Here is a 22,920-nt window from a genome sequence, read left to right as displayed (position 1 = left end):
AAGCAGTTAAGGATTTACCTTTGGCTGCTGGGGAGTACGATCGCACATTCGCAAAATGGGCGATCGCACTTTTGTGTTTGCCCTAAAAATAATAAAACAGGCTTAACAATAATTAACTTGACATAGTGAGTTAGTAGAGTTAGTTATAGTGGGTCAAGTTTAATCGACAAGTAAGCAGACTAAGCTTGGAGAAATAATTATGACTAATTATGAGATTTTTGACGAACCATACTACCTTTCCCAATATCCTTGGGTGAAACCGGCTATTGATGCAGGAATTATAAAATCCGGCAGAGAACACTTTGAAAAGTTCGGTCAAGCCGGTGGCCTCACAAAAATATCGCGGTACTTTGACGAAGCTACTTACCTTGCCGGCAATCCAGACATCACACCCTTTGTCCGCACTCCCAACAACCCAAACGTGCCTTTTGCGACGGGCTTAGACCACTTTATCCAATACGGTTACGAAGAGGGTCGATCGCGCGTATCGCCAAATTATGACGAAGCATTTTATGTAGCAACTAACCGAGATTCGCGGTCGTTTATTGAGAATAACTTTAAAAGTGGCTACCAGCACTTCATTCAATTCGGCGGCTTCAGCAATGGTACTTCTTTCTATGAAACAGTATACTTAAATAGAAACCGTGATATTGGACCTCTTGTCTACTCTGGAGCTTTGACAACTGGTCGGGAACACTACTTCAATTTCGGAAAAAACGAGCCAAACAGGACTGCTACTTTTATCGGAACTTCCGGCAATGACACCCTCACTGGTATAGGAGTGGGGAATGTCGAATTAGTTGGAGTAACAAGCTCTGCAGGCTTTGGCGCCGGAGTGTCTGGAAGTGACGGCAGCAACGAATTCGATACTCTCATTGGCGGACCCGGCGCCGATACATTCGTGTTAGCGCAGCCTGTATATACCAGTAGAGTGTTTGTGATTGGATATAAATCTTTCTACCTTGGACCGGGTTTTGCTACAATTCAAAACTTTACCCAAGGTCAGGATACGATCCAGCTCGGCTCTACATCATTCGATAAATACATTGTGTTTCCCATCAACAATAATCGAGATTTAGCAATCCAAACAAACGGCTTGCCGTTCTTTACACCAAATGGAGGCGACCAACTTAGTTATGGTGATACGATCGCAGTTATTGAAGGTGGCGGAAATCTAAAGTTGAATTTATTACCTTCAGAATATAGTTGGTCAACTTCTTTAATTGGGTAGAAATCTCGCAGCTATTCAGGATTTGCTTGATCGCTGCTGGGGAGTACGATAATTAATTGTACCATCCAGAAACCGGGTTTCTCGAATAAACCCGGTTTCTAAGTCTTTAATGCCGATCGCGCGCTAGCTTCAAAACCTCAACCGCATCTTTGTGGCCCTCCGAAGACGCCCAAATTAACGCAGTCCAAGTATTATTATCATACGCTTTGATATCAGCTCCTTTATCAATTAAAAATTCCACAACTTGAGTGCGCCCGCTACCTGCAGCACTCATCAAAGCCGTCAAACCAAAATTAGTTTTAGCATTCACATCCGCTCCCGCCTCCAGCAAAAGCTGTACAATCTCGGTATGTCCGGCAGCAGCGGCACTCATTAACGGCGTCCACCCGTCATTATCTTGACTGTTGGGCCCGGCACCTGCAGCCAGCAATTTTTTGACGATCGCCGAATTGCCAGCCTCAGCCGCAGCCGTCAAAGCCGTCCCGCCTTCCTCATCTTTAGCATTGATATCTGCACACTGTTCGATCGCACTTTCTACAGCCGCAACATCACCCGTCTTGACGGCATCAATTAAATCTGTCATAAATTCTCCCTTGTATCCTCTCAAATATTAAATCCTATGACAGTCGATATTTTAATCCTCTCCAACGGCCCCGGAGAATTGGCAACTTGGGTGCGTCCCGTCGTGCAAGCTTTGCGCCAGCAATTGGCAAACGCGGGTACTCAAGCGCGGATCTCTGTGGTGCTGTCCCCCTGTCCGCACGCCACCGGGAAAGAAGCGCAAATCGCATCTTCCTACCCAGAAGTTGACCGAGTGCAAGCACCGGAGCATTTTTTTCCATTCTTATTGTCGGGCAAAACGGCTGAAAATTGGGATTGGTATGAAACGGGAGTTGTTTTGTTTTTAGGCGGCGATCAATTTTTTACGGTTGTTATTGGCAAAAGGCTAAAATATCGCACTGTTATTTATGCTGAATGGGACGCGCGGTGGTATCGCTGGATTGATAAATTTGCGGCGATGAAACCAGAAGTTTTTGCTAAAATTCCCCAAAAATATGCTAAGAAATTTACAGTTGTCGGAGATTTGATCGCGGAAGTAGGGAACGGGAAATCGGGCAGGGCGGGCACGGGGGCACCGCCCCTACGGAAAATAGAATTAATTGGATTGTTGCCCGGTTCTAAAGCGGCCAAATTAGCTTTAGGTGTACCGTTATGTTTGTCGATCGCCCAATCTATCCATCGCCTCCGCCCTGAAACTCGCTTTGTAATTCCCGTTGCTCCTACCTTAGATGTGCAAACTCTAGCACGTTTTGCCGACCCAAAACACAATCCTTGCCTGCATTTATTTGAGAACGCCAGCGCCGAACTTCATTTAACAGAAACGCCGTTTTTGCAGACAGCAAATAAGTTGCAAGTAGAACTTTGGACGCAGACGCCAGCTTACGATTTGCTATCAGAATGCAGCCTGTGTTTAACTACTGTGGGAGCGAATACTGCCGAATTGGGTTCGTTAGCTGTACCCATGATTGTTTTGATTCCGACGCAGCAATTGGATGCGATGAAAGCTTGGGATGGTTTGCCGGGATTGCTGGCAAATTTGCCGTTAGTCGGTTCAGTTTTTGCGACGGTGATTAATTGGCTTATCTGGCAATTGGGAAAGGGAAAGCTTTATGCTTGGCCGAATATTTGGGCACAGGAGGAGATTGTGCCGGAGTTGATTGGGAAGCTGGAACCAGAAGTAATTGCTCAATTGGCGATCGACTATTTGAGCCATCCTGATAAATTAGCACAAATGGGCGATCGTTTGCGTGCGGTTCGAGGAGAATCGGGGGCGGCGAAAAAAATTGCTGAATTGGTTTGTGAAGAAATTGAGGTGCAATAATCAATAAAACCTCGTAGGGGCGGGTTCACCAACAATCTCTGACTGTAATTCATAATCTAAATAAACCCGCCCCCGCCCAACAGTAAATATCAATCTGCATTATTCCCGTATTTTATAAATAAAATAGGAAATAATTTGATTTGTATCGTAGGGGCGGGTTCACCACAAATCTCTGACGGTAATTCACGATCTAAATAAACCCGCCCCCCCAACTCAATCTGCATTATTCCCGTATTTTATAAATAAAGGTTGATACAGGCTATTAGTTGGGTGGGGGCGGGTTTTTGAGATTGTCGGTTTTTGGCAATTATTGTTGGTGAACCCGCCCCTACAGGAACTTAACCTCGATTTCAATTTAACTTCACTGACTGACAGAGCCTTTCCCGAAAAACTTAGGCGGTGCTGCCATAGTGTAAACTTCGGTTTCAGCGGCAATTACCTGCCGCAAGTGACCGGGAACTTGCATCAATCCCAACAGCGTAATCCCATCCAACATCCGCAACCCGCCAGTTGTTTTCTCGGCGAGTAATTTGTCAGTAACTTCGGGTTCGGGGCGCGTATTTATTTCTTGATTAGAAGCTATGGCGAAACCCCAAGGAGCTCCATAAGTAGAAATAAAGCTGGTGCAGGATTGAACATTGGGGAAAACAGATTTCAGGGTATTTACAATGCGAGCGTGCATTTTCATTTCTGCCGGAGAAACTGGACCCGCTTGCACTACGAAATATCCGTTAGGTGACATTACCTTGCGAACTTTCTCAAAATACTCTTTGGTAAACAACTGGAAAGATGGGCCTTCTTCAATGGGATCGGACAAGTCAGAAATGACAATATCCCAATCATTGTCAGTGTTATCTAAATAGTCCAAAGCATCGCCGATTACTACTTCGCAGCGGGGGTCGTCAAAGGCATTTTGGTGCATTTCGGGCAGGTGTTCGCGGCAAGCTTCTACTACTTCGCCGTCAATGTCGATCATCACGACTTTTTCAACTGTTTTCCAGCGCAGCACTTCTCTAATTGTAGCTCCTTCTCCGCCGCCGAGAACGAGGACTTTTTTGGGTGAACCGTGACAAATCATCGCTGGGTGCACCAGGGGTTCGTGGTACAGAAACTCGTCGCCTGTACAAGATTGCCACTTACCGTCTAAAACTAAGCCTTTCCCGTAGGTACCGGTTTGAACTACGTACATTTCTTGATAGGCAGTTTTTTTGTAAGCGAGCACGGCGATGACGCCGTGAACGTAAATATCCCAAGGGGTAATGTACTCGCTCATCCAAAAGTCTGCACGAACTTCGCTACCTGACATCAATTACTCTCCAAATATAAACTGCTGTGTCGATGTTGTCACAAGTAGTAGTTATTAGCACAAAATGGTGCGGGTGTGTGAGTACGATCGACACATTAAAGTGAGATTTCTCAGCAATGGTATAGTGTGATTGCGTTCTGGGATAGAGCAAGTGGCTTGGTACTTGAGATTGCTTGTGGGCGATCGCGCGTCCCGTCGAGATCACTTTTCCCGTAGCCCCCACTCGATCGCACTCACATTTAATATTTTCGCTTTGCCTTGCCGGCGGGTTTTGTACAAATGTTGTCTGAATCGGGCAATTTTTCGCGCTGGGCCCGCCTTTATAAGTTGGCGATCGACCTGCTTATTTATCAACAATCGGATGAAAACCCCGCAAATGCGAGAGGGGGAATAAAAGTAGCGATCGGTTTTAACCAGACTTGTTATTAATATCTTGACATTGAGAATCTATATTAGATAAGATTTTTAGACCTAGCAAAATAAAGGAAGTGTTAAATTCTTCTGACCAAATTGCCGAGGCGATGTGCGACGAAATTATCACTAGGTAAAGGGTGCAACTAAATTTCCTAATAAAACTGTTATGACACTATTTTTAGGTTCAAAATAATAGCCGATGGAACCAACAGACTGGGAAAACAGAATCAAAGAGCTGGAAAAGGAAAATCGAATCCTGCGGGAAAAACTTGAAACTTCGGAAACCGAACGCAGCCAATTACAAGCCCTTAATCAAAAAAAAGAATCTTTGCTAAAAAAGCTCACGCAGGAATTTAGAGATTCCGAAAATATTTTAAAAGCCAAAATGTCTACACTAGAAAAAGCTCTGGAAAACCAGCAAACAATGCAGCTCAAATTGATCGAAGCCGAAAAAATGTCGGCTTTGGGCATTTTGGTAGCTGGTATTGCCCACGAAATCAACAATCCCGTCAACTTCATCTACGGCAATATTACCTATGTCAATGACTACGCTGGCGACATTTTAACATTGCTAGCAATGTACCAGGATAGGTATCCCGAAACAGATGCAGAGATTGAAGCTTTTCTGGAAAAAATTGACATCGACTTTTTGCGCGAAGATTTGTTGAAAACTCTTTCGTCAATGAAAGTGGGTTCCGAGCGCATCCGCGAAATAGTGCTGACTTTACGCAACTTTGCGCGGGTAGATGAAGGTGAAAAAAAACCAGTTAACATTCACGAAGGAATTGACAGCACATTGTTAATTTTGCAGCATTTAACTAAAGAAAAGCCCGGTCATGCCGCTATTAGTGTTATTAAAGATTATGGAGATTTGCCCAAGGTCGAGTGTTATGCTGGGCAATTAAATCAGGTGTTTATGAACATCATTAATAATGCTGTTGATGCCCTGCGAGAGCGAGAGCAAAAGTCTTCACAGGAGGAGATAGAATCCAACCCTATCCAGATGAGCATTACTACTTCTATTATTTCCGGAAAATGGGCAAGAATTAGCATCAAAGATAATGGTATGGGAATGAATGAATCTGTAAAAGCGAAAATTTTCGATCCGTTTTTCACCACCAAACAAGTTGGTCACGGGACGGGTTTGGGATTGTCAATTAGCTATCAGATTGTTGTGGACAAACACGGCGGGAGGTTGGAGTGCATATCCGCAATTGGAGAAGGGACTGAATTCGCGATCGAGATTCCGATCGCCAATTCCCGCAGCTAAGAGCGATCGATCGAGCTAAACTGAGGGATAATGAAAACTCCCTTTGACCGCGGCTCCTCCTAGTTTGATGTGCAACCCTATGTCTACTGTCACTTTTGGTTTGTCAACCCCTATAGCGGCAGAGGCCGGGGCATCCTACGGCAGCAGCGAACCGCCACAGCGCCCCACCGTGCAAGCAGAGTGGATCGAGGTATTGGTGGACTCTCCTTTCAGGGTGGCGGGGGACTCCGCAGGGGAGGAAAACAAGTTATTTACCTATCGTTTACCTGCGGAACTTACCGTGCAACCAGGAGATATCTTGAGTGTACCCTTTGGCAGTCAACAGGTAGGGGCGATCGCAATTCGGTTCATTTCTCAACTGCCGCCCGACTTAGATCCGGCGCGGGTTAAAGATGTCGAAGATGTTGTCAGTGCGGGCTTTTTCCCGCCTAATTACTGGGAATTGCTCGATCGCACTGCCACCTATTATTGCACACCTTTAATTCAAGTAATTAGAGCCTCACTGCCGCCCGGTTTGTTAAGCCGTTCCGTGCGCCGAATTCGCTTAATTAAGGACGCAATTTCTCCGAATGCCGAAACATTTCTCAATCCGGCAGCGAGTCAAATTTTGCAATTGCTGCAAGCTCAAAAAAACGGCGATTACACTTGGCAATACCTCCAGCGACAAGTCAAGGGAAGTTATCGGGGATTGAAAGATTTATTGAAACGCGGTTGGGTAGAAAGTTATTTAGAACCTCCCAATCCTCCCAAACCACAACTCAAACCTGCAGTGACATTAATTGCTAGTGCATTTGTCACAGATTTAACCAAGCGGCAACAAGAAGTATTGGAAGTTTTGCGACGTGGCGGCGGTGAAATGTGGATGAACGATTTGCTGAGAATTTGCAGCGCGAGTTCTTCTGTTGTCAAAAATTTGGAACAAAAAGGTAGCGTTGTCATCGATCAAAGGGAAGTTCTCAGGGGCGATCGCGGAATTTCTCAATTGCCCGATGCACCGAAAACTTTAACTCATTTTCAAGCTCAAGCCTTAGCGTTTATTAACTCTTTTTCGGGATTTCGTCAAGTGCTGCTGCACGGCGTTACAGGTTCCGGGAAAACCGAAGTGTATTTGCAGGCGATCGCCCCAATCTTAGCCAGCGGCAAATCCGCCCTCGTACTCGTTCCCGAAATCGGTTTGACACCGCAACTTACAGACAGATTCCGAGCCCGTTTTGGCGAGCAAATTTGCGTGTACCACAGCGCCCTATCCGACGGCGAACGTTACGATACATGGCGTCAGATGCTGACTGGAACCCCGCAAATTGTCATCGGCACGCGATCGGCCATTTTTGCGCCTTTACCTCACCTCGGCTTAATTATCCTCGATGAAGAACACGACAGCAGCTTCAAACAAGACCAACCAGCCCCCTGCTACCATGCCCGCACCGTTGCCAAATGGCGCGCCGAATTAGAAAATTGTCCCTTAATTTTAGGTTCCGCAACGCCAGCTTTAGAGACTTTTGTCGGGACGCGCCGAGATTATTACTCGTTACCAAATATCCATTATTTATCATTGCCCGATCGCATTTATTCCCGCCCGATGCCGCCTGTGGAAATAGTCGATATGCGCCAAGAATTGCGGCAAGGAAACCGCTCCATTTTCAGCGTCTCCCTGCAAAACGCGCTGGAACAATTGCAGGCAAGACAACAGCAAGGTATCCTGTTTATTCACAGAAGAGGACACAGTACCTTTGTGTCTTGTCGGAGTTGCGGCTATGTGATGGAATGCCCGAATTGCGATGTTTCCCTGTCTTATCACCACGTCGGCGAAGGAACAGCAGAAATATTGCGGTGTCACTACTGCAACCACACGGAACGACACCCCCAAAACTGCCCGGATTGCAGTTCTCCTTACTTCAAAAACTTTGGTAGTGGCACTCAGCGAGTCGAACAGGAATTAACGAGATTGTTTCCAGAATTGCGGGCTATTCGGTTTGACAGCGATACGACTAGAAATAAGGGCGACCACCGCAGATTGTTAACGCAATTTGCTAATGGGGAAGCTGACATTTTGTTGGGTACGCAAATGCTGACGAAAGGGTTAGATTTAGCTGGAGTAACATTGGTGGGAGTTGTGTCTGCTGATGGGTTGCTAAACTTATCCGATTATCGGGCAAGCGAACGAGCTTTTCAAACATTAACTCAAGTCGCGGGCCGTGCAGGCAGAGGTGATGATCCGGGGCGGGTAATTATTCAAACTTACACTCCAGAACATCGGGTTATTCAAGCAGTTAGGCGGCACGAATATGCGGATTTTGTGGAAACAGAATTAGCAGAAAGAGCAGCGCTGAATTATCCACCTTCGGGGCGGCTGGTATTGTTGCGATTGAGCAGTGTAGATGCGGCGGAAGTGGCGGTGACGGCGGTACAATTAGCGTCTGTTTGTCAGGAGTATATTGAGCGATTGTCTGTACCGGGGTGTGAGTTGTTGGGGCCTGCACCTGCGGCGATTATGCGGGTGGCAAATCGCTATCGGTGGCAGATTTTGCTGAAGTTGCCTTTGGATGAGTCGGTGGATTTGTCGGATTTGATCGGATTGCGCGATCGCACGCCGCGTTCTGTTAGTTTAACTATTGATGTCGATCCGTTGAATTTTGGTTGATTGGTGGGGCTACAGGCCGTTGTAGGGGCGGGTTTCACCAACAATCTATGTCGGAAACCAACAATATAATAAACCCGCCCCCACGAACACGACAAATCCGAATCTACATTTTTTGAATTCGATCGAACATCAGGTTAATCTGGGTTATGGGTTGGTGGGGGCGGGTTTTTATAGATTGTTTGTCAGCTTCAAATATTGTTGGTAAAACCCGCCCCTACAGCCCATCGTAGGGGCGGGTTTTACCAACCATTTATGTCATAAATCAACAATATAATAAACCCGCCCCCACCGAACGAACAACTGTTTTATGGAAACAAAATTATGAAATACGATCGTAACAAACACCACCGCCGCTCAATTCGCCTGCCAGGATATGATTATAGGACTCCCGGTGCGTATTTTATCACTATTTGCAGTTGGCAGCGCGAATGTTTATTCGGCGACGTTATTAATGATCAAATGCAATTGAGTCCCTATGGGAAAACTGTTTTATTCAATAGGAGCATTCTTCCCAAACGTTACCCAAACGTAGCATTAGACAATTTTATTGTGATGCCAAATCACGTTCATGGAATTATTGTTTTGAAAGGCAGCCCCGAAATAAATTCTACAGAATCCGATAAATTTGGCCTGATAAAATCAAAAATCCATCCTTTGTCGGAAATTGTGCGGGGTTTAAAAACATCTTCGGCGCGGCGAATTAACCAAATGCGATATTTGACAAGCATATCGGTGTGGCAGCGGGGTTATTACGAACATATCATCCGCAATGAAGAATCATTAGTTGCCATTCGTGAATATATTGTTAATAATCCTTTATTGTGGGGAAAAGATGAATTGTATCCTCATAATTCAGTCAAAATTAATGAATCTAGTCCGCTGGCGATCGAATGGAATGGCAAATCTTATATACAGTCGATCGTCCTCTAATATTAGGTCGATCGATTCGTAGGGGCGGGTTTCACCAACCATCTCTGCCATAAACCAACAATATAAAAAACCCGCCCCCCCCCAACGACAAATCCAAATGTACCAATGCGTAGGGGCGGGTTTCACCAACCATCTCTGCCATAAACCCACAATATAATAAACCCGCCCCCCCAACGAGAAATCCAAATGTACCGATTCGTAGGGGCGGGTTTCACCAACCATCTCTGCCATAAACCAACAATATAACAAACCCGCCCCCCCCAACGAGAAATCCAAATGAACCGATTCGTAGGGGCGGGTTTCACCAACCATCTCTGTCATAAACCCACAATATAATAAACCCGCCCCCTACCTTTTTGGGCTGCTCTCAAACATCACGTTAATCTGGGTTATTTGTTGGGTGGGGGCGGGTTTTTATAGATTGTTTGTGAGCCTCAAATATTGTTGGTAAAACCCGCCCCTACAGGCATAATAAATTATCGGAATTTATTCACGAAAATCATCCCAAATCGAGAGATTTGTAGGGGCGGGTTTCACCAATAATAATTGCCTAAAATCCATAATCTCGTAAACCCGCCCCCACCCAAAGGTAAATCGCAATCTACCTCTTTCAAGGTACAAAGGGCGGGTTTACAATATTTTTGGTTTTTAAATCAAAATCTTGGCGAACCCGCCCTTACGGGCCTAATAAATTATCGGAAATCAAACAATCTCGATCGACTCACACCTACCAACTAAGGCAAATCAGTGCTCCCCATCAGATAAAGGTCGCACTCCCGGGCCACGCCGCGCCCTTCATTAATCGCCCAAACCACCAAACTTTGTCCCCGGCGACAGTCCCCAGCCGCAAAAACTCCCGGAATGCTGGTTGTATATTTTTCGTGCTCGGCTTTCACGTTGCTGCGCGCGTCGCGTTCCAATCCCAGCGCATCCAGCAAGGGCTGTTCCGGGCCGAGGAAGCCCATCGCTAGCAAGACAAGCTGTGCGGGCAACACTTTTTCCGTGCCCGGGATGTGGTTCGGAATGAACTGCCCTTTCTCGTTTTTCGCCCACTCCACCTCAACGGTGTGCACAGCTTTGACATTGCCGTTTTCGTCGCCCTCGAACTTTGTCGCCGTGGTGAGATAGCCGCGGGGGTCGTCGCCGAATTTGGCTGCGGCTTCTTCTTGGCCGTAGTCGAGACGGTAGACTTTTGGCCATTCCGGCCAGGGATTGTTGGCCGCCCGTTCCGACGGCGGTTTGGGCAGGATTTCTAGCTGTACCAGGCTTTTGCAGCCGTGGCGGATGGAGGTGCCCACGCAGTCGGTGCCGGTGTCGCCGCCGCCGATGATCACGATATCTTTGCCTTCGGCGGAGATGAAGTTATCGTTGGTGCTCTTGTCTAAAACTGCTTTGGTGTTTGCTGTCAGGAAGTCCATTGCGAAGTGGATGCCTTTTAATTCCCGGCCGGGGATGCCTAAGTCGCGGGGTTTGGTGGCGCCGGTACAGAGCACAACGGAGTCGTATTCTTTTAGCAGTTGTTCGGCTGGTAAGTCTTTGCCGACTTCGGTGTTGCAGACGAATGTCACGCCTTCGTCTTCGAGGACTTTGAGGCGGCGCATTACGACTTGTTCTTTGTCTAGCTTCATGTTGGGGATGCCATACATTAGCAGGCCGCCTGGTCGATCGGCTCTTTCGTATACTGTTACCCAATGACCGGCTTTATTTAGTTGCGCGGCGGCGGACAAACCTGCGGGCCCGGAACCGATGACGGCGATTTTTTTGCCGGTGCGTTTGGCGGGTGGTTCGGCAGTAACCCAGCCTTCATCCCAGCCTTTGTCGATAATTGCGGCTTCGATGTTTTTAATCGTCACCGGCGGGTTGTTGATGCCGAGCACGCAAGCGCCTTCGCAGGGTGCGGGACAGACGCGGCCGGTGAATTCGGGGAAGTTGTTAGTTTTGTGGAGTCTGTCGAGGGCTTCTTTCCAGAGTCCGCGATATACTAGGTCGTTCCATTCGGGGATGAGGTTGTTAATCGGGCAACCGCTGGCCATGCCACTGATAATTGTCCCCGTGTGGCAAAACGGAATGCCGCAATCCATGCAGCGCGCGCCTTGGGTGCGGAGTTTGTCCTCATCCATCGGTAGGTGAAATTCGTCCCAGTTGTGGACTCTCTCGACTGGTGAGAGTTCGGAGGGCAATTCGCGCAAGAATTCGATAAAGCCTGTTGGTTTTCCCATAGTGGTGTTCTGGTTAGAATTTACTATTCTGGTAGTTTGTCAAAGCTGAAGCCTGTATGCTTATGAACTAACTATTGTCATATAAATTGTGGGCGATCGCACCTCAGATTGAGCAATTTGTACATGAAATCTTTAATATCGCCGGGAGTCGGGGAATTGTTGGCTGCGGTAAAATATAGATACATCGACAGCAAAGAAACCGGGTTTTTTACGGAGATTAAAGGTTTTAAAGGTGATGATGCAGTATTTTCGTCCATCGGGAGCATCTCACCTTTGCAGCCCTCCGCTAGAAATTGGAGTTTTGAGGCAGGAGGCAGAAGGAAAGAGGCAGAAGGAAAGAGGCAGAAGGAAGGAGCCAGAAGGAAGGAGCCAGAAGAAGTATTTTTACAAATATGAGATGCTCCCCGTCCATCAAACCCGGTTTCTACGTAATTTCCGCATGGCTTATTCTCCGACGATCGCATTTACCGATAATCCCACATCTGGAAACCCTCGCGGGTTAACTCGGACGGCCCGCCAGCGTCAACTTTCAAGCGCCGTTCCCATCAGGAGGGCTCGAAATACAATACAAAAAGTTACAGGCCTTGCCAAATATTAATTTCAGGATATACTACTGTAAATCGGTCAGATATATGGAGTTAATACCGTCAACTCCTAAAATAGGTACACAAAGTCATGAGCATTACAATTGAGAACGTATCGAAACACTTCGGCTCCTTCCACGCCATTGACAACGTGAATTTGGAAATTAAAAGGGGCTCTTTAGTGGCGCTGTTGGGGCCTTCCGGTTCCGGGAAATCGACTCTGCTGAGGATGATCGCGGGGCTAGAACCGCCGGACAGCGGTCAGATTTACCTGACCGGTGAAAATGCTACTCATCAGTCGGTGCAGGAACGGCATATAGGTTTTGTGTTTCAGCACTACGCTTTGTTCAAACACATGAGTATTCGGAAAAATATTGCTTTTGCGATGGAAATTCGCAAAGTTCCTAAAGACTCTATTCGCAGGCGGGTTGATGAACTTTTGGATTTAGTGCAGTTGACAGGTTTGGGCGATCGCTATCCTTCGCAACTTTCCGGCGGCCAGCGGCAGCGGGTTGCTTTGGCCAGAGCTCTAGCAGTTCAACCAAAAGTGCTGCTGCTAGACGAACCTTTTGGAGCATTAGATGCTAAAGTCCGCAAAGAATTGCGATCGTGGCTGCACAACCTTCACAAAGAAGTTAACATCACCACAGTTTTTGTGACTCACGACCAAGAAGAAGCTATGGAAGTAGCCGATGAAATTGTGGTAATGAACAAAGGTAGAGTCGAACAAGTTGGCACTCCTGCTGAAATTTACGACAAACCGGCATCAGCTTTTGTGATGAGTTTTATTGGGCCGGTCAATGTGCTCTCAAATGCTGCAGGTTTGTTCGCCAGTAACGGCACAACGGCTCGCAATAATGGAGCCGCTCATTCGGACGTAGTGTTTTTGCGCCCCCACGACGTGGAAATTAAAACTAAGCCGGAGTCTGGTTTTTCATTAGCAAAAGTCAGTCGCATCATTCATTTAGGGCGGGAAATACAAACCGAGTTAGTGTTAGAATCCGAGCAGGTAGTAACAGCTTACGTGAGTCGCGAGCGCTTCGATTCTCTACAGTTAAAGCGAGATCAGCAGGTTTACGTCAAGCCCAAACACGCAATGACTTTCCCTGCTTATTCAATTTAAATCAGCGGCTGCATCTTACGCAAAATACTATCGGGGAGCTTCTACAAAACACTGCTGCCACATCGTTACCAGGCTCGTGCCTGGTAATGCTGTCTCGTGGCTCTCCATCGGAGGCAGAGCCTCCTGAAATTCATTCCCAGGCAGAGCCTGGGAACGAGAAAAAGCTTCCCCCTGAAATTTTGAGTGGGAACGATAAAAAAAGGTCAGCGAAGAATATGAATGCTAACAAATTGTTGAATTTAGCAACTAGCACTTTACTTAGTTATCGCCGTTACATCCAGGCAGGATTAACACTTTGTGCAGGATTAGGGCTGTCTGCGATCGCTTCTTCAGTCGCGTACAATTGGGAATATAAATCCATGCAAGCCGAACTGCAAGACCGCCTGGACAAAATAGCTACAGACATTCAGAAAGATGTTAGCGGTAATTTAGAAATCATTCGGGCTGCGGGAGCATTTTACAGCGTATTTGACGGCGTTAAAAAACCCGAAATGAAGACATTTGTTGGTTCTGCCCTCTACCGCCATCCGAGCCTGAAGGCGATCGCTTGGCTGCCCCGTTTTTCAGGCTCTCCGCAATTTATGACAGAGGAAATAGCTTTAAGCTTAGATTTAACTGCCAATCGGCTAGCGTTAGAAAACGCCACAAAAAGACAAGAAATTATCGCGACCGATCGCCAAAAATTGCCATCACAAAATCCCCCCAGCGTCTTCGTCTTCCTGCCAATTTTTAGTCAAAATTCTCCAGGCGATCCCGCAGCCTGGTCGCAAAATTTAGCTGCTACAGAACCCAAAGATTTGAAAGGTTTTGCTTTCGGAATTTTGCTCATTGATGCTATTGTTAAATCCGCTTTGCAGGAAAATCAACTCAACTTTGTCAACGTATATCTTCAAGATGCTATGGCTCCTGAATCAGAAAGATTTCTTGCCTTTTACGAAGCGAAGACAAAAAGGATAATTACCGACGAAAATATCAAAAATCAACTCCAGCTTGGAGAAAGAGCTTACTGCCCAGACGGCAGCAGTTGCACCCGCATTATCAATATTGAAAATCGCAGGTGGTTGCTGCAACTACGGCTAACGCCAGAGTACATTAATCCTCTAAATTTTTGGCGTTCTTTGACTGTTTTAATTTTTGGGATAGTCTTGACTTTGGCGGCGACAATTTATCTAATGTGCTTGTTAGATTATACCGAAAAAATTGAAAAAGTAGCCGGAGAACGCACGGCTAAATCTCAAGAGCTAGAGCAAACTTTGCAAGAGTTGCAGCAAACTCAAGCTCAACTGATTCAGCAGGAAAAAATGTCTAGTTTGGGTTTATTAGTTGCTGGTGTAGCCCACGAAGTTAACAATCCTATTAATTTTATTTACGGCAATATCCACCACGCCCGCGAATATACTAGGGATTTGTTGGAGTTAATAGAACTCTACCAAAAACACTATTTATACCCTCCCTCGGAAATTTCACAGCATTTACGAAATATTGAGTTTGACTTTCTGTGCGATGATTTGCCGGAAGTGCTGTCCTCGATGAAAATAGGAGCTGAGCGCATTGTTCAAATCGTCCAATCTTTGCGGAATTTCTCTCGCTTAGACGAAAGCGAAATGAAACCTGTCAACATCCATGAAGGCATTGACAGCACTCTGCTAATTCTGCAAAGTCGCCTGAAAGCTACAGCCGATCGCCCGCCGATCGAGATTGTTAAAAACTACAGCAATTTACCTTTAGTAGAGTGCTATGCCGGACAATTAAATCAGGTGTTTATGAATATTCTGGCTAATGCGATCGACGCCCTGGAGAGTTACAACCTCGATCGCGGGCCCAAAGCAGCGAAAGCTAATCCGATCGCGATCGCCATAACCACAGAATATTCAAGTCCCGATAAAATAATTGTGCGGATATCTGACAACGGCCCCGGTATGGCAGAAAATGTCAAAAAACGGCTGTTTGACCCGTTCTTTACGACTAAACCTGTGGGAAAAGGGACAGGATTGGGACTGTCAATCAGCTATAAAATTGTCGTAGAAAAGCACAAGGGTATGCTGCGCTGCGATTCGACACCGGGATTGGGGACGGAATTCTCGATCGAGATTCCGCTGCGGCAAGAAGTCAGACAAGCTGTACCGTTTGTTTCGCGGAAAATATCCGAGGCAGCTTAGAAAGGGCTGGGGAAAGAAAAATTTTTTTCTCATTAACTACTGTAATTCGGTCGGATTATAGTATTATAAGTAAGAATGCCACAACCAATACTGCTTTATGCAGCTTAAACCGTCGGCACTGCCGATACTGTATAACCGAAACACGGCGGGACTAAATATGTTCAGTGACTTGCAAATTATTTACGAACGTGACCCCGCGGCGCGCAACTGGCTGGAAGTATTATTTTGCTATCCCGGACTGCAAGCACTTTTTTTGCACCGGATAGCACACTGGCTTTATTCCGCTGGCCTGCCGTTTGTACCGCGCTTGATTTCCCAACTGAGTCGCTTTTTAACAGGTATTGAGATCCACCCAGGAGCGACAATTGGTAGGGGGGTGTTTATCGACCACGGCATGGGGGTGGTAATTGGCGAAACTGCGATCGTTGGAGATTATGCTGTAATTTATCAAGGAGCGACCATTGGCGGCACGGGTAAAGAAATAGGAAAACGGCATCCGACGCTGGGAGAAAATGTAATCGTGGGAGCCGGTGCTAAAGTTTTAGGCAATATTCAAATTGGCAATAATGTTCGGATTGGTGCGGGTTCGGTAGTGCTGCGGGATGTCCCTAGCGATTGCACAGTTGTGGGAATTCCCGGCCGCATCATCTCTCGGAAAAAGCAGGTGGAAGATGCTCAAAATTCTCAAGGTCTACCGGATTTGGAAGCTCAAGCGATTCGAGCTTTGTTCGATAGAATTAAGGATTTAGAAGAGCAAGTTAATTTCTTAAAATCTCAATTATCTCCGATCAAAACACATCAATCAGAGCAAGCAGAGGTCGAAAAACATGAATTATTTCAGTCTTCGGATTTATTCATTACACAGTTTTTAGACGGTGCAGGAATCTAGTAAAGCTTTAATTTATCTAGAGTTTTGCCAGCCACACTATCCTGCTGCCATTGGACAAGCTAACTTTTATTCTTTCAGTAACTGGCTATGACTATTGCTTCTCTTTCCACTAAAACTTTTGATGAAACGAGCCGCCATATATTTCCTCGCCGCTCGCACTTGCCCAACAGAAGCAATGCTCTGTGGCGGATTGAAACTGGAGTAGTGCGAACTGTAACGTGGCTTGAAGATGGCACAATTATTACCTTGGGATTGTGGGGGCCTGGTGATACGATCGGCAAACCAATCTCAAAATGCGATCCTTTTCAAATTGAATGCCTTACTAAAGTCGAGGCAATTTTACTATCGGGCGATCGCTGGCTAAATAGAGATATTTTGCTCAGTCACATTCAGCAGGCTGAAGACTTTATGGTAATGCGAGGTTACAAAAGAGTTGATTTTATGCTCTATCAACTATTAACTTGGCTGGCTAAGAGGTTTGGTTCTGAGGTAGAGCAAGGACATCTAATCGATATGATTTTAACGCATCAGGACATTGCAGAAATCATCGGTACAAGTCGCGTAACTGTCACTCGCACCCTCGGTCATTTTGAGCAGCAAGGCTTGATCGATCGTCTGCCACTCCACCGGATTATTCTGCAACCTTCTGAGGTGTGGCACTACGAAATCTAAGGGTAGAATCAATGTCTCGCACGCGCGTGCGAAGCTATCCCGGAGGGAATCGCCCCAAAAATTCTGTATCCTTCGCTACTAAAAAAAACTATTGACTTTCTGAGACTGTCTGTGCAACAATCAACAGCTATACCTATAATATACGGTAACTCGATCAAGTTTACGATGATTACTATAGAGAGCGATCGGCTCTCTAGCAGCGAGGAGCTTTTTGTGCTTTTCGACAGAGACAATGCAAGAGGAAAGAAAATGAAAACTAAATGGCTGAAAGCTCGATTCAAAAGAAACAAAATAGGGGCATTAATTGCCGTCCTAGCGGTGCTGGCGATCGCAATTCCTCTGTTCCCATTTTTCCCAACCCAAGCAGCGGAATCAAAAACTAAAATTCAATTCGTTTCCCCCGCGTGGGTTGCCCAAAACGCCAGCGACAAAAACCTGCGAATTCTCGATGTCCGCACCAATCCAATGGACTACTTTATCGGGCATCTTCCCAACGCAGTCAACATCGCCGACAACACCTTGCGCGGGCCGGACAGCGGTTTGCCAGTACAGTATCTAACGCCGGATAAACTGGGGCAATTACTATCGCGGGCAGGAGTAACAGACAACAGCCGCGTCGCAGTTTATTCCGACGGCAGAGACATTCTCGGCGCGACAATGGTTGCTTACGTATTGGAGCGATTGGGACACTCGGACATAGCAGTTATCGACGGAGGTTATGCGGGTTACAAAGCAGCTCAAACTGTGACGAAAGAGTTTCCCAAATACGCGGCAGGTACACTGACTGTGCGAGACAACAAATCAATTCGTGTCACCCTGGATGAAGTCAAAAATTTAATTGGCAAAGCAGGCGTCACATTCATCGATCCCAGACCGGAAAAACTATTTCAAGGGGAAGAAAAAATCTGGACGCGCAACGGACACATTCCCGGCGCTCGCAACATTCCCTGGCCGACTTTTACCGATGCTGAAAACCCGCACAAGTTGAAGTCTCTCGACGAAATCAAGCAGATTTTGGCAGCTAAAAAGATCGATCGCAACAGCGACATCATCGTTACTTGCAGTACGGGGCGGGAAGCAACGCTGCAATATGTAGTTTTGAAACACTTGCTGAACTATCCGAAAGTCAGAATCTACGAAGGTTCTTGGACTGAATACAGTCAGACTAATTTACCTGTAGAAACTGGTCCGGAACAAGCAGTGTAGAAAACAAATCTGTAGTTAACAGCAATTTTGGCTAAAAATTGACCGAAGAGGTAGAATGAAAACAGTAATTATCTCGATATCAATGCTCGGAATAATCAGCTCGATTGGCTTTGGTTTATCAACAATAGCTGAGCACCGACAAGCAGATAATTCCGTTGCTTGCACTCCTAGCGAACAACCCGAGGAAAAATCGGAGACTTCCCCGCGAAAAACTTAGCGCTAAAATGGAGGCTCTGCCTCGCTTTACAGTTGTTTCTGGAGTCAAGTATTTTATTGTGAATAACACCGCAGAAATTGCTTTTTCACCGCTGACAAAAACTTCGCCGCCCCGATCGCAGCGTCCGATTTTAGCTCTGATACTGACGCTATTTGCTGCTGGTGCGGCCGGTTTGAGCGCCTACGGCTGGCGGCAGAGCGTTTTATTTCTGATTGGAGGCTTGCTGGGCGCGAGTTTGTATCATGCAAGTTTTGGCTTTGCTTCTGCTTACCGCAAATTATTTGCCGATCGCGATATTACAGGTGTTTTAGCGCACTTGTTGATGTTAGGAATTGCTACTGTACTTTTTGCTCCCGTACTTGCATCAGGAGAGGCATTCGGACACAAAATAGCCGGGGCTGTTGCGCCTGTGGGCTGGCAAAATGCGATCGGCGCTTTTATATTCGGAATTGGAATGCAATTGGGCAGCGGCTGCGCTTGTGGCACGCTTTGGACAATTGGCGGCGGCAGCGCGTCAATGCTATTAACGCTGCTGACTTTTTGCATCGGTTCTTTTGCAGGAAGTTTGACCAGACATTTGTGGCATTTGCCCTCGCTGCCACCGATATCTTTAGGAAAAACTTTGGGATGGATGCCCGCAGTCATCTTGCAGCTAAGCGTATTTCTGTTAATTGCGATCGCCCTCTGGCAGTGGAATCGCACCAACGGCAAGCAACCCGTAACTGCAGATTCTCTCCTCAAAAATCCCCAATCCCACATCAAAAATCGATGGCTTTACGGCCCTTGGCCTCTGGCTGCCGGAGCTTTTGCCCTTGCCTTTCTCAACTGGGTAAAACTGTTAATTGACGGCCGGCCTTGGGGAGTGACTTGGGGGTTTACTTTGTGGGCGGCAGAACTTGCTACCGCTTTCGGTTGGAATCCCACAACTAACCCGTTTTGGAATACTCCAGACAAATTGGAATCCCTGCAAAAAGGCATCTTTGCTGATGTTACTTCCGTGATGAATTTTGGCATTGTTTTGGGTGCAATTTTAGCAGCGGCCTTGGCTGGCAAGTTCGCCGTCAAAACAAACCTGTCGTTACCCAAAGTTGCAGCCGTTTTGAGCGGCGGTTTCCTGATGGGTTACGGAGCGTTGCTGGCTTTTGGCTGCAATGTCGGCGCTTTTTTTAGCGGTATTGCTTCTACCAGTTTGCACGGTTGGCTGTGGATTGCGACTGCTTTGTTGGGCAGCGTTGCGGGAATTAAATTGCGATCGCTCTTGCGACTTGAGAATTAATTTCCAACATGAATAGGCGATCGCCCTGCGGGTAGGGACAAAGGCTTTGCCTTTGTCCCTACAGAGGTCGCGTTTGGGAGCATCTCATATTTGCAAAAACACTTCTTTCTTCTTCCTTCTGACTCTTTTCTCCTGGCTCCTGACTCCTGACTCCTAATTCCAATTTCGAGCTTTGCTGCTTTCATTGAGATGCTCCGTCGCGTTTTCCCGCCAAGCGCGCCTAAAACAACAAACTACTGTCTACATATAGACATTAAGTATTTAATAGTATAATGTATTAGATTAAGTAGAGAGATGTGGCGATCGCACTCAAAGATCGATCGCCAAACTGCTAGCAAAACAGTCTCTCACTCTTGCCACTGTTGCCATTCATAAGAATTGCCACATCAGCGAAATCTTATAGATTATCCGGGCAAATCTCATCAGGCTGCATTTGCCCGATATCAAGCGCATTAAACTTAATTATGCGCTCAATCTATCTGAGAAAAACAAGAGGAACTAAGAAGCATCAATGCGGAATCATCATCTCGCAGATAGTGTCTTGCAGCCATTTAAGAAAAAAACTGGTTTGCCAGTATTTTCTCTTAAATCAGCCGCTCTGTTAAAATCGTCCCTGTTCAAAGGTGACGGTGCAATCTTCGATCAAATTCAGAATGGTCTGGGCAACAGATAATTTGTATCGAATTTGCGTTAATTAAATTAAATCATCGACTCGTCAATAAGTTCAAAAGCAAGGGCAACAATCGCACTTGTTTTTTTCTTTGTGTTGATTTCTTTCTTCTCACTGCCAACAGATGCGATATCTCGCACCTGTTGACTACCCTTAAGAAGGTGAGTATGAACTCATATGTTGCACCATTCTCAATTAGCCTTTTATGAACAGGCTTTCCGGCCTGTTCCACAACAGATAAATTTTCTTGTGGAACAGGCATCTTGCCTGTTGCTGACAATGGTGCAATATCTCAGTATCAATCAACTTAAGGATGAGACAGCATATATCCGCCTACCTACTTAGTAGTTACTTTAAGGCGGCGGTATTGCCTGTAAAATACTCGCTCCCTGCAACATTTGAGACTCTCCTGCTCTACCCGCTTCGGGGTATTCCCAAGACGGTGCAAAGGGCCGAACCAAGAAGGGGCAAGCTTTCCACCCACCCTGTACCCCCACCCCCAGCATCAGGCAGTTTCCGCCCCTGTGCCCGTGCTGCTCGTAATACCGACAGTGCCGACAGCTTAAACCTACATTTACGTTGCTCACGGGATTTCTCCAACCGTTTTTGTAATAAAGATATATTAACACCTGTAGACCTACCGGAATTGTGTACTATGATATAATGTACAATTTAAACTCGATCGCCAGTGGGGAATGTGGAACTATCTTCTAGAGTACAATATGCCCTGTTAGCGCTCTTGGAACTGGCGAGCCACCACCCGAAGGATTCGCCCCTAACAGTAAGCGAACTTACTGCTTCTCAAGAGATACCCGAACGCTATCTAGACCAAATTCTTGCCGTGCTGCGGCGTGCAAGTATTGTCCAGAGTTTGCGGGGTGCTAAAGGCGGTTATTTGCTGGCGAAAGAGCCTTGGCAGATTACCTTGCTAGAGGTGTTTTCGACACTCGAAGGATCCGGCAGTGGCCCGACCCAAAAAGTTTCGGAATCTGTAACAATAGAAAAAACTGCGGTGCTAGAAATCTGGCAGGAAGCTCAACAGGCATCTTGGGCTGTTTTGGGCAAATACACATTACAAGATTTGTGCGAACAGCGGGATGTTCGCAAACAAGCACATCCCATGTACTACATTTAAAGGGAGAGAAATTAAGCCATGAGAATTGCTAAGGATGTTACAGGAATAATTGGTAGAACTCCATTAGTTCAGCTCAATAAAATTCCCCAAGCCGAAGGAGTAGTTGCTCGAATTGTGGCAAAATTGGAAGGGATGAATCCGGCTGCTTCGGTGAAAGATCGGATTGCGGCAAGCATGATTCAGGCGGCAGAAGATGCGGGGTTAATTCAACCGGGAAAAACTATTTTAGTTGAACCGACTTCAGGCAATACTGGAATTGCTTTGGCAATGATTGCGGCGGCGAAAGGCTACAGTCTGATTTTAACGATGCCGGATACGATGAGCACGGAACGCCGATCGATGCTGAAAGCTTACGGAGCTCAGTTGGAATTAACTCCGGGACATGAAGGGATGTTAAGCGCGATCGCCCGTGCGGAAGAAATTGTAGAAGAAACGCCCGATGCTTTCATGCTGCAACAGTTTCGCAACCCCGCTAATCCAAAAATTCACCGTGAAACAACGGCCGAGGAAATTTGGGAAGATACAGAGGGTAAAGTAGATTTTTTAGTTGCTGGAGTTGGCACCGGCGGTACGATTACTGGAGTTGCTGAAGTAATTAAACCGCGAAAGTCTAGTTTTAGGGTAATTGCAGTTGAACCAGCCAGCAGCCCTGTACTTTCTGGAGGCAAATCAGGTGCTCACAAAATTCAAGGGATTGGTGCAGGATTCATCCCGGAAGTTTTGAAACCAGAGTTAATTGATGAAACGATCGCAGTTAGCGACGCAGATGCGATCGCCTACAGTCGTCGGCTGGCCAGAGAAGAAGGATTGTTGTCAGGAATTTCTGCCGGCGCCGCTTTGTATGCCGCAATTCAAGTCGGCAAGCGTCCCGAAAATGCTGGAAAATTGATAGTTTTTGTCCAGCCTTCTTATGGCGAACGCTACCTCAGTACAGCGCTGTTCAAAGATTTAGAATTGCCGACCGTCAGCGAACTCGAAGCATTAGTCAGCAAGTATTAAATTGTAGTAGGGCATTGGTAACAACTTAACGTCAAACCGACCGTCTCTCTTGTTATATCGAAGTCTAGATCCCCCCTAACCCCCCTTAATAAGGGGG

General features: G+C 46.4%; 21 protein-coding genes. 15 read left to right on the top strand and 6 right to left on the bottom strand.

Annotation, left to right across the window (positions count from 1 at the left end; all coding sequences use genetic code 11):
• Window positions 1-199 precede the first annotated feature (199 nt).
• On the top strand, window positions 200-1,231 hold the full coding sequence (locus tag QUB35_RS17735) for a calcium-binding protein (protein ID WP_333143106.1): 1,032 nt from the start codon (window positions 200-202) through the stop codon (window positions 1,229-1,231).
• Window positions 1,232-1,337: 106 nt separating this feature from the next.
• Here QUB35_RS17735 and QUB35_RS17730 read toward each other — a convergent pair whose 3' ends face one another.
• Window positions 1,338-1,814: an ankyrin repeat domain-containing protein gene (locus tag QUB35_RS17730; RefSeq protein ID WP_333143105.1), complete on the bottom strand. Its 477-nt coding sequence runs from the start codon at window positions 1,812-1,814 to the stop codon at window positions 1,338-1,340.
• A 36-nt stretch (window positions 1,815-1,850) separates the two neighbouring features.
• On the opposite strand from QUB35_RS17730, the gene QUB35_RS17725 reads away from it, so the two are divergent.
• Window positions 1,851-3,113 carry a lipid-A-disaccharide synthase gene (locus tag QUB35_RS17725; protein WP_333143104.1) on the top strand — a complete coding sequence of 421 codons (1,263 nt, stop codon included), beginning with the start codon at window positions 1,851-1,853 and terminating at the stop codon, window positions 3,111-3,113.
• A 361-nt stretch (window positions 3,114-3,474) separates the two neighbouring features.
• On the opposite strand, the gene QUB35_RS17720 is transcribed toward QUB35_RS17725, so the two are convergent.
• Window positions 3,475-4,419, bottom strand: a complete 945-nt coding sequence (locus QUB35_RS17720) for a fused MFS/spermidine synthase (protein WP_333143103.1) — start codon at window positions 4,417-4,419, stop codon at window positions 3,475-3,477.
• Entirely contained in the window at window positions 4,409-4,642 is a 234-nt protein-coding gene (locus QUB35_RS17715; RefSeq protein WP_333143102.1) for a hypothetical protein, read from the bottom strand. The genes QUB35_RS17720 and QUB35_RS17715 overlap by 11 nt, the downstream gene beginning before the upstream one ends.
• Before the next feature lie 390 nt (window positions 4,643-5,032).
• On the opposite strand from QUB35_RS17715, the gene QUB35_RS17710 reads away from it, so the two are divergent.
• The 3 genes from QUB35_RS17710 (at window position 5,033) to QUB35_RS17700 (ending at window position 9,674) form a co-directional block, all read left to right on the top strand.
• Window positions 5,033-6,103: an ATP-binding protein gene (locus tag QUB35_RS17710; protein WP_333143101.1), complete on the top strand. Its 1,071-nt coding sequence runs from the start codon at window positions 5,033-5,035 to the stop codon at window positions 6,101-6,103.
• A 79-nt stretch (window positions 6,104-6,182) separates the two neighbouring features.
• Window positions 6,183-8,744 (top strand): primosomal protein N', encoded by a 2,562-nt coding sequence (gene priA, locus QUB35_RS17705; RefSeq protein WP_333143100.1) that lies wholly within the window; start codon window positions 6,183-6,185, stop codon window positions 8,742-8,744.
• Between the two features lie 321 nt (window positions 8,745-9,065).
• Entirely contained in the window at window positions 9,066-9,674 is a 609-nt protein-coding gene (locus tag QUB35_RS17700; protein WP_333143099.1) for a transposase, read from the top strand.
• A gap of 734 nt (window positions 9,675-10,408) precedes the next feature.
• On the opposite strand, the gene gltD is transcribed toward QUB35_RS17700, so the two are convergent.
• Window positions 10,409-11,893 (bottom strand): glutamate synthase small subunit, encoded by a 1,485-nt coding sequence (gene gltD, locus QUB35_RS17695; protein ID WP_333143098.1) that lies wholly within the window; start codon window positions 11,891-11,893, stop codon window positions 10,409-10,411.
• A 123-nt stretch (window positions 11,894-12,016) separates the two neighbouring features.
• On the opposite strand from gltD, the gene QUB35_RS17690 reads away from it, so the two are divergent.
• From QUB35_RS17690 to QUB35_RS17660, 7 genes are all read left to right on the top strand, one after another.
• Complete coding sequence (locus tag QUB35_RS17690) at window positions 12,017-12,289, top strand: hypothetical protein (protein ID WP_333143097.1); 273 nt, start codon at window positions 12,017-12,019, stop codon at window positions 12,287-12,289.
• Between the two features lie 279 nt (window positions 12,290-12,568).
• A complete protein-coding gene (locus QUB35_RS17685; RefSeq protein WP_333143096.1) occupies window positions 12,569-13,600 on the top strand; it encodes a sulfate ABC transporter ATP-binding protein in 1,032 nt (343 codons plus the stop codon).
• A 215-nt stretch (window positions 13,601-13,815) separates the two neighbouring features.
• Window positions 13,816-15,759: an ATP-binding protein gene (locus QUB35_RS17680; protein WP_333143095.1), complete on the top strand. Its 1,944-nt coding sequence runs from the start codon at window positions 13,816-13,818 to the stop codon at window positions 15,757-15,759.
• 157 nt (window positions 15,760-15,916) lie between these two features.
• Entirely contained in the window at window positions 15,917-16,648 is a 732-nt protein-coding gene (gene cysE, locus QUB35_RS17675) for a serine O-acetyltransferase (protein ID WP_445252004.1), read from the top strand.
• 87 nt (window positions 16,649-16,735) lie between these two features.
• A complete protein-coding gene (locus QUB35_RS17670; RefSeq protein ID WP_333143093.1) occupies window positions 16,736-17,320 on the top strand; it encodes a Crp/Fnr family transcriptional regulator in 585 nt (194 codons plus the stop codon).
• Window positions 17,321-17,569: 249 nt separating this feature from the next.
• Window positions 17,570-18,526, top strand: coding sequence for a sulfurtransferase (locus QUB35_RS17665; protein ID WP_333143092.1), 957 nt, complete (start codon window positions 17,570-17,572; stop codon window positions 18,524-18,526).
• Between the two features lie 224 nt (window positions 18,527-18,750).
• A complete protein-coding gene (locus QUB35_RS17660) occupies window positions 18,751-20,019 on the top strand; it encodes a YeeE/YedE family protein (protein ID WP_333143091.1) in 1,269 nt (422 codons plus the stop codon).
• Here the strand turns inward: QUB35_RS17660 and QUB35_RS17655 are convergent.
• A complete protein-coding gene (locus QUB35_RS17655) occupies window positions 20,016-20,204 on the bottom strand; it encodes a hypothetical protein (protein ID WP_333143090.1) in 189 nt (62 codons plus the stop codon). The genes QUB35_RS17660 and QUB35_RS17655 overlap by 4 nt on opposite strands.
• A gap of 662 nt (window positions 20,205-20,866) precedes the next feature.
• Between QUB35_RS17655 and QUB35_RS17650 the strand changes: the two genes are divergently transcribed.
• Window positions 20,867-21,034, top strand: a complete 168-nt coding sequence (locus QUB35_RS17650; protein ID WP_333143089.1) for a hypothetical protein — start codon at window positions 20,867-20,869, stop codon at window positions 21,032-21,034.
• A gap of 8 nt (window positions 21,035-21,042) precedes the next feature.
• On the opposite strand, the gene QUB35_RS17645 is transcribed toward QUB35_RS17650, so the two are convergent.
• Window positions 21,043-21,276, bottom strand: a complete 234-nt coding sequence (locus QUB35_RS17645; protein WP_333143088.1) for a hypothetical protein — start codon at window positions 21,274-21,276, stop codon at window positions 21,043-21,045.
• A 110-nt stretch (window positions 21,277-21,386) separates the two neighbouring features.
• On the opposite strand from QUB35_RS17645, the gene QUB35_RS17640 reads away from it, so the two are divergent.
• Both QUB35_RS17640 and cysK read left to right on the top strand, forming a co-directional pair.
• Window positions 21,387-21,824 (top strand): Rrf2 family transcriptional regulator, encoded by a 438-nt coding sequence (locus QUB35_RS17640; protein ID WP_333143087.1) that lies wholly within the window; start codon window positions 21,387-21,389, stop codon window positions 21,822-21,824.
• 18 nt (window positions 21,825-21,842) lie between these two features.
• Window positions 21,843-22,823, top strand: coding sequence for a cysteine synthase A (gene cysK / locus QUB35_RS17635; RefSeq protein WP_333143086.1), 981 nt, complete (start codon window positions 21,843-21,845; stop codon window positions 22,821-22,823).
• The last annotated feature ends 97 nt before the right edge of the window (window positions 22,824-22,920 follow it).

Origin of the sequence: Microcoleus sp. B13-B6 (assembly GCF_036705405.1) — a bacterium.
Classification (GTDB): domain Bacteria; phylum Cyanobacteriota; class Cyanobacteriia; order Cyanobacteriales; family Microcoleaceae; genus Microcoleus.
This window is presented reverse-complemented; position numbering and strand designations above follow the sequence as displayed.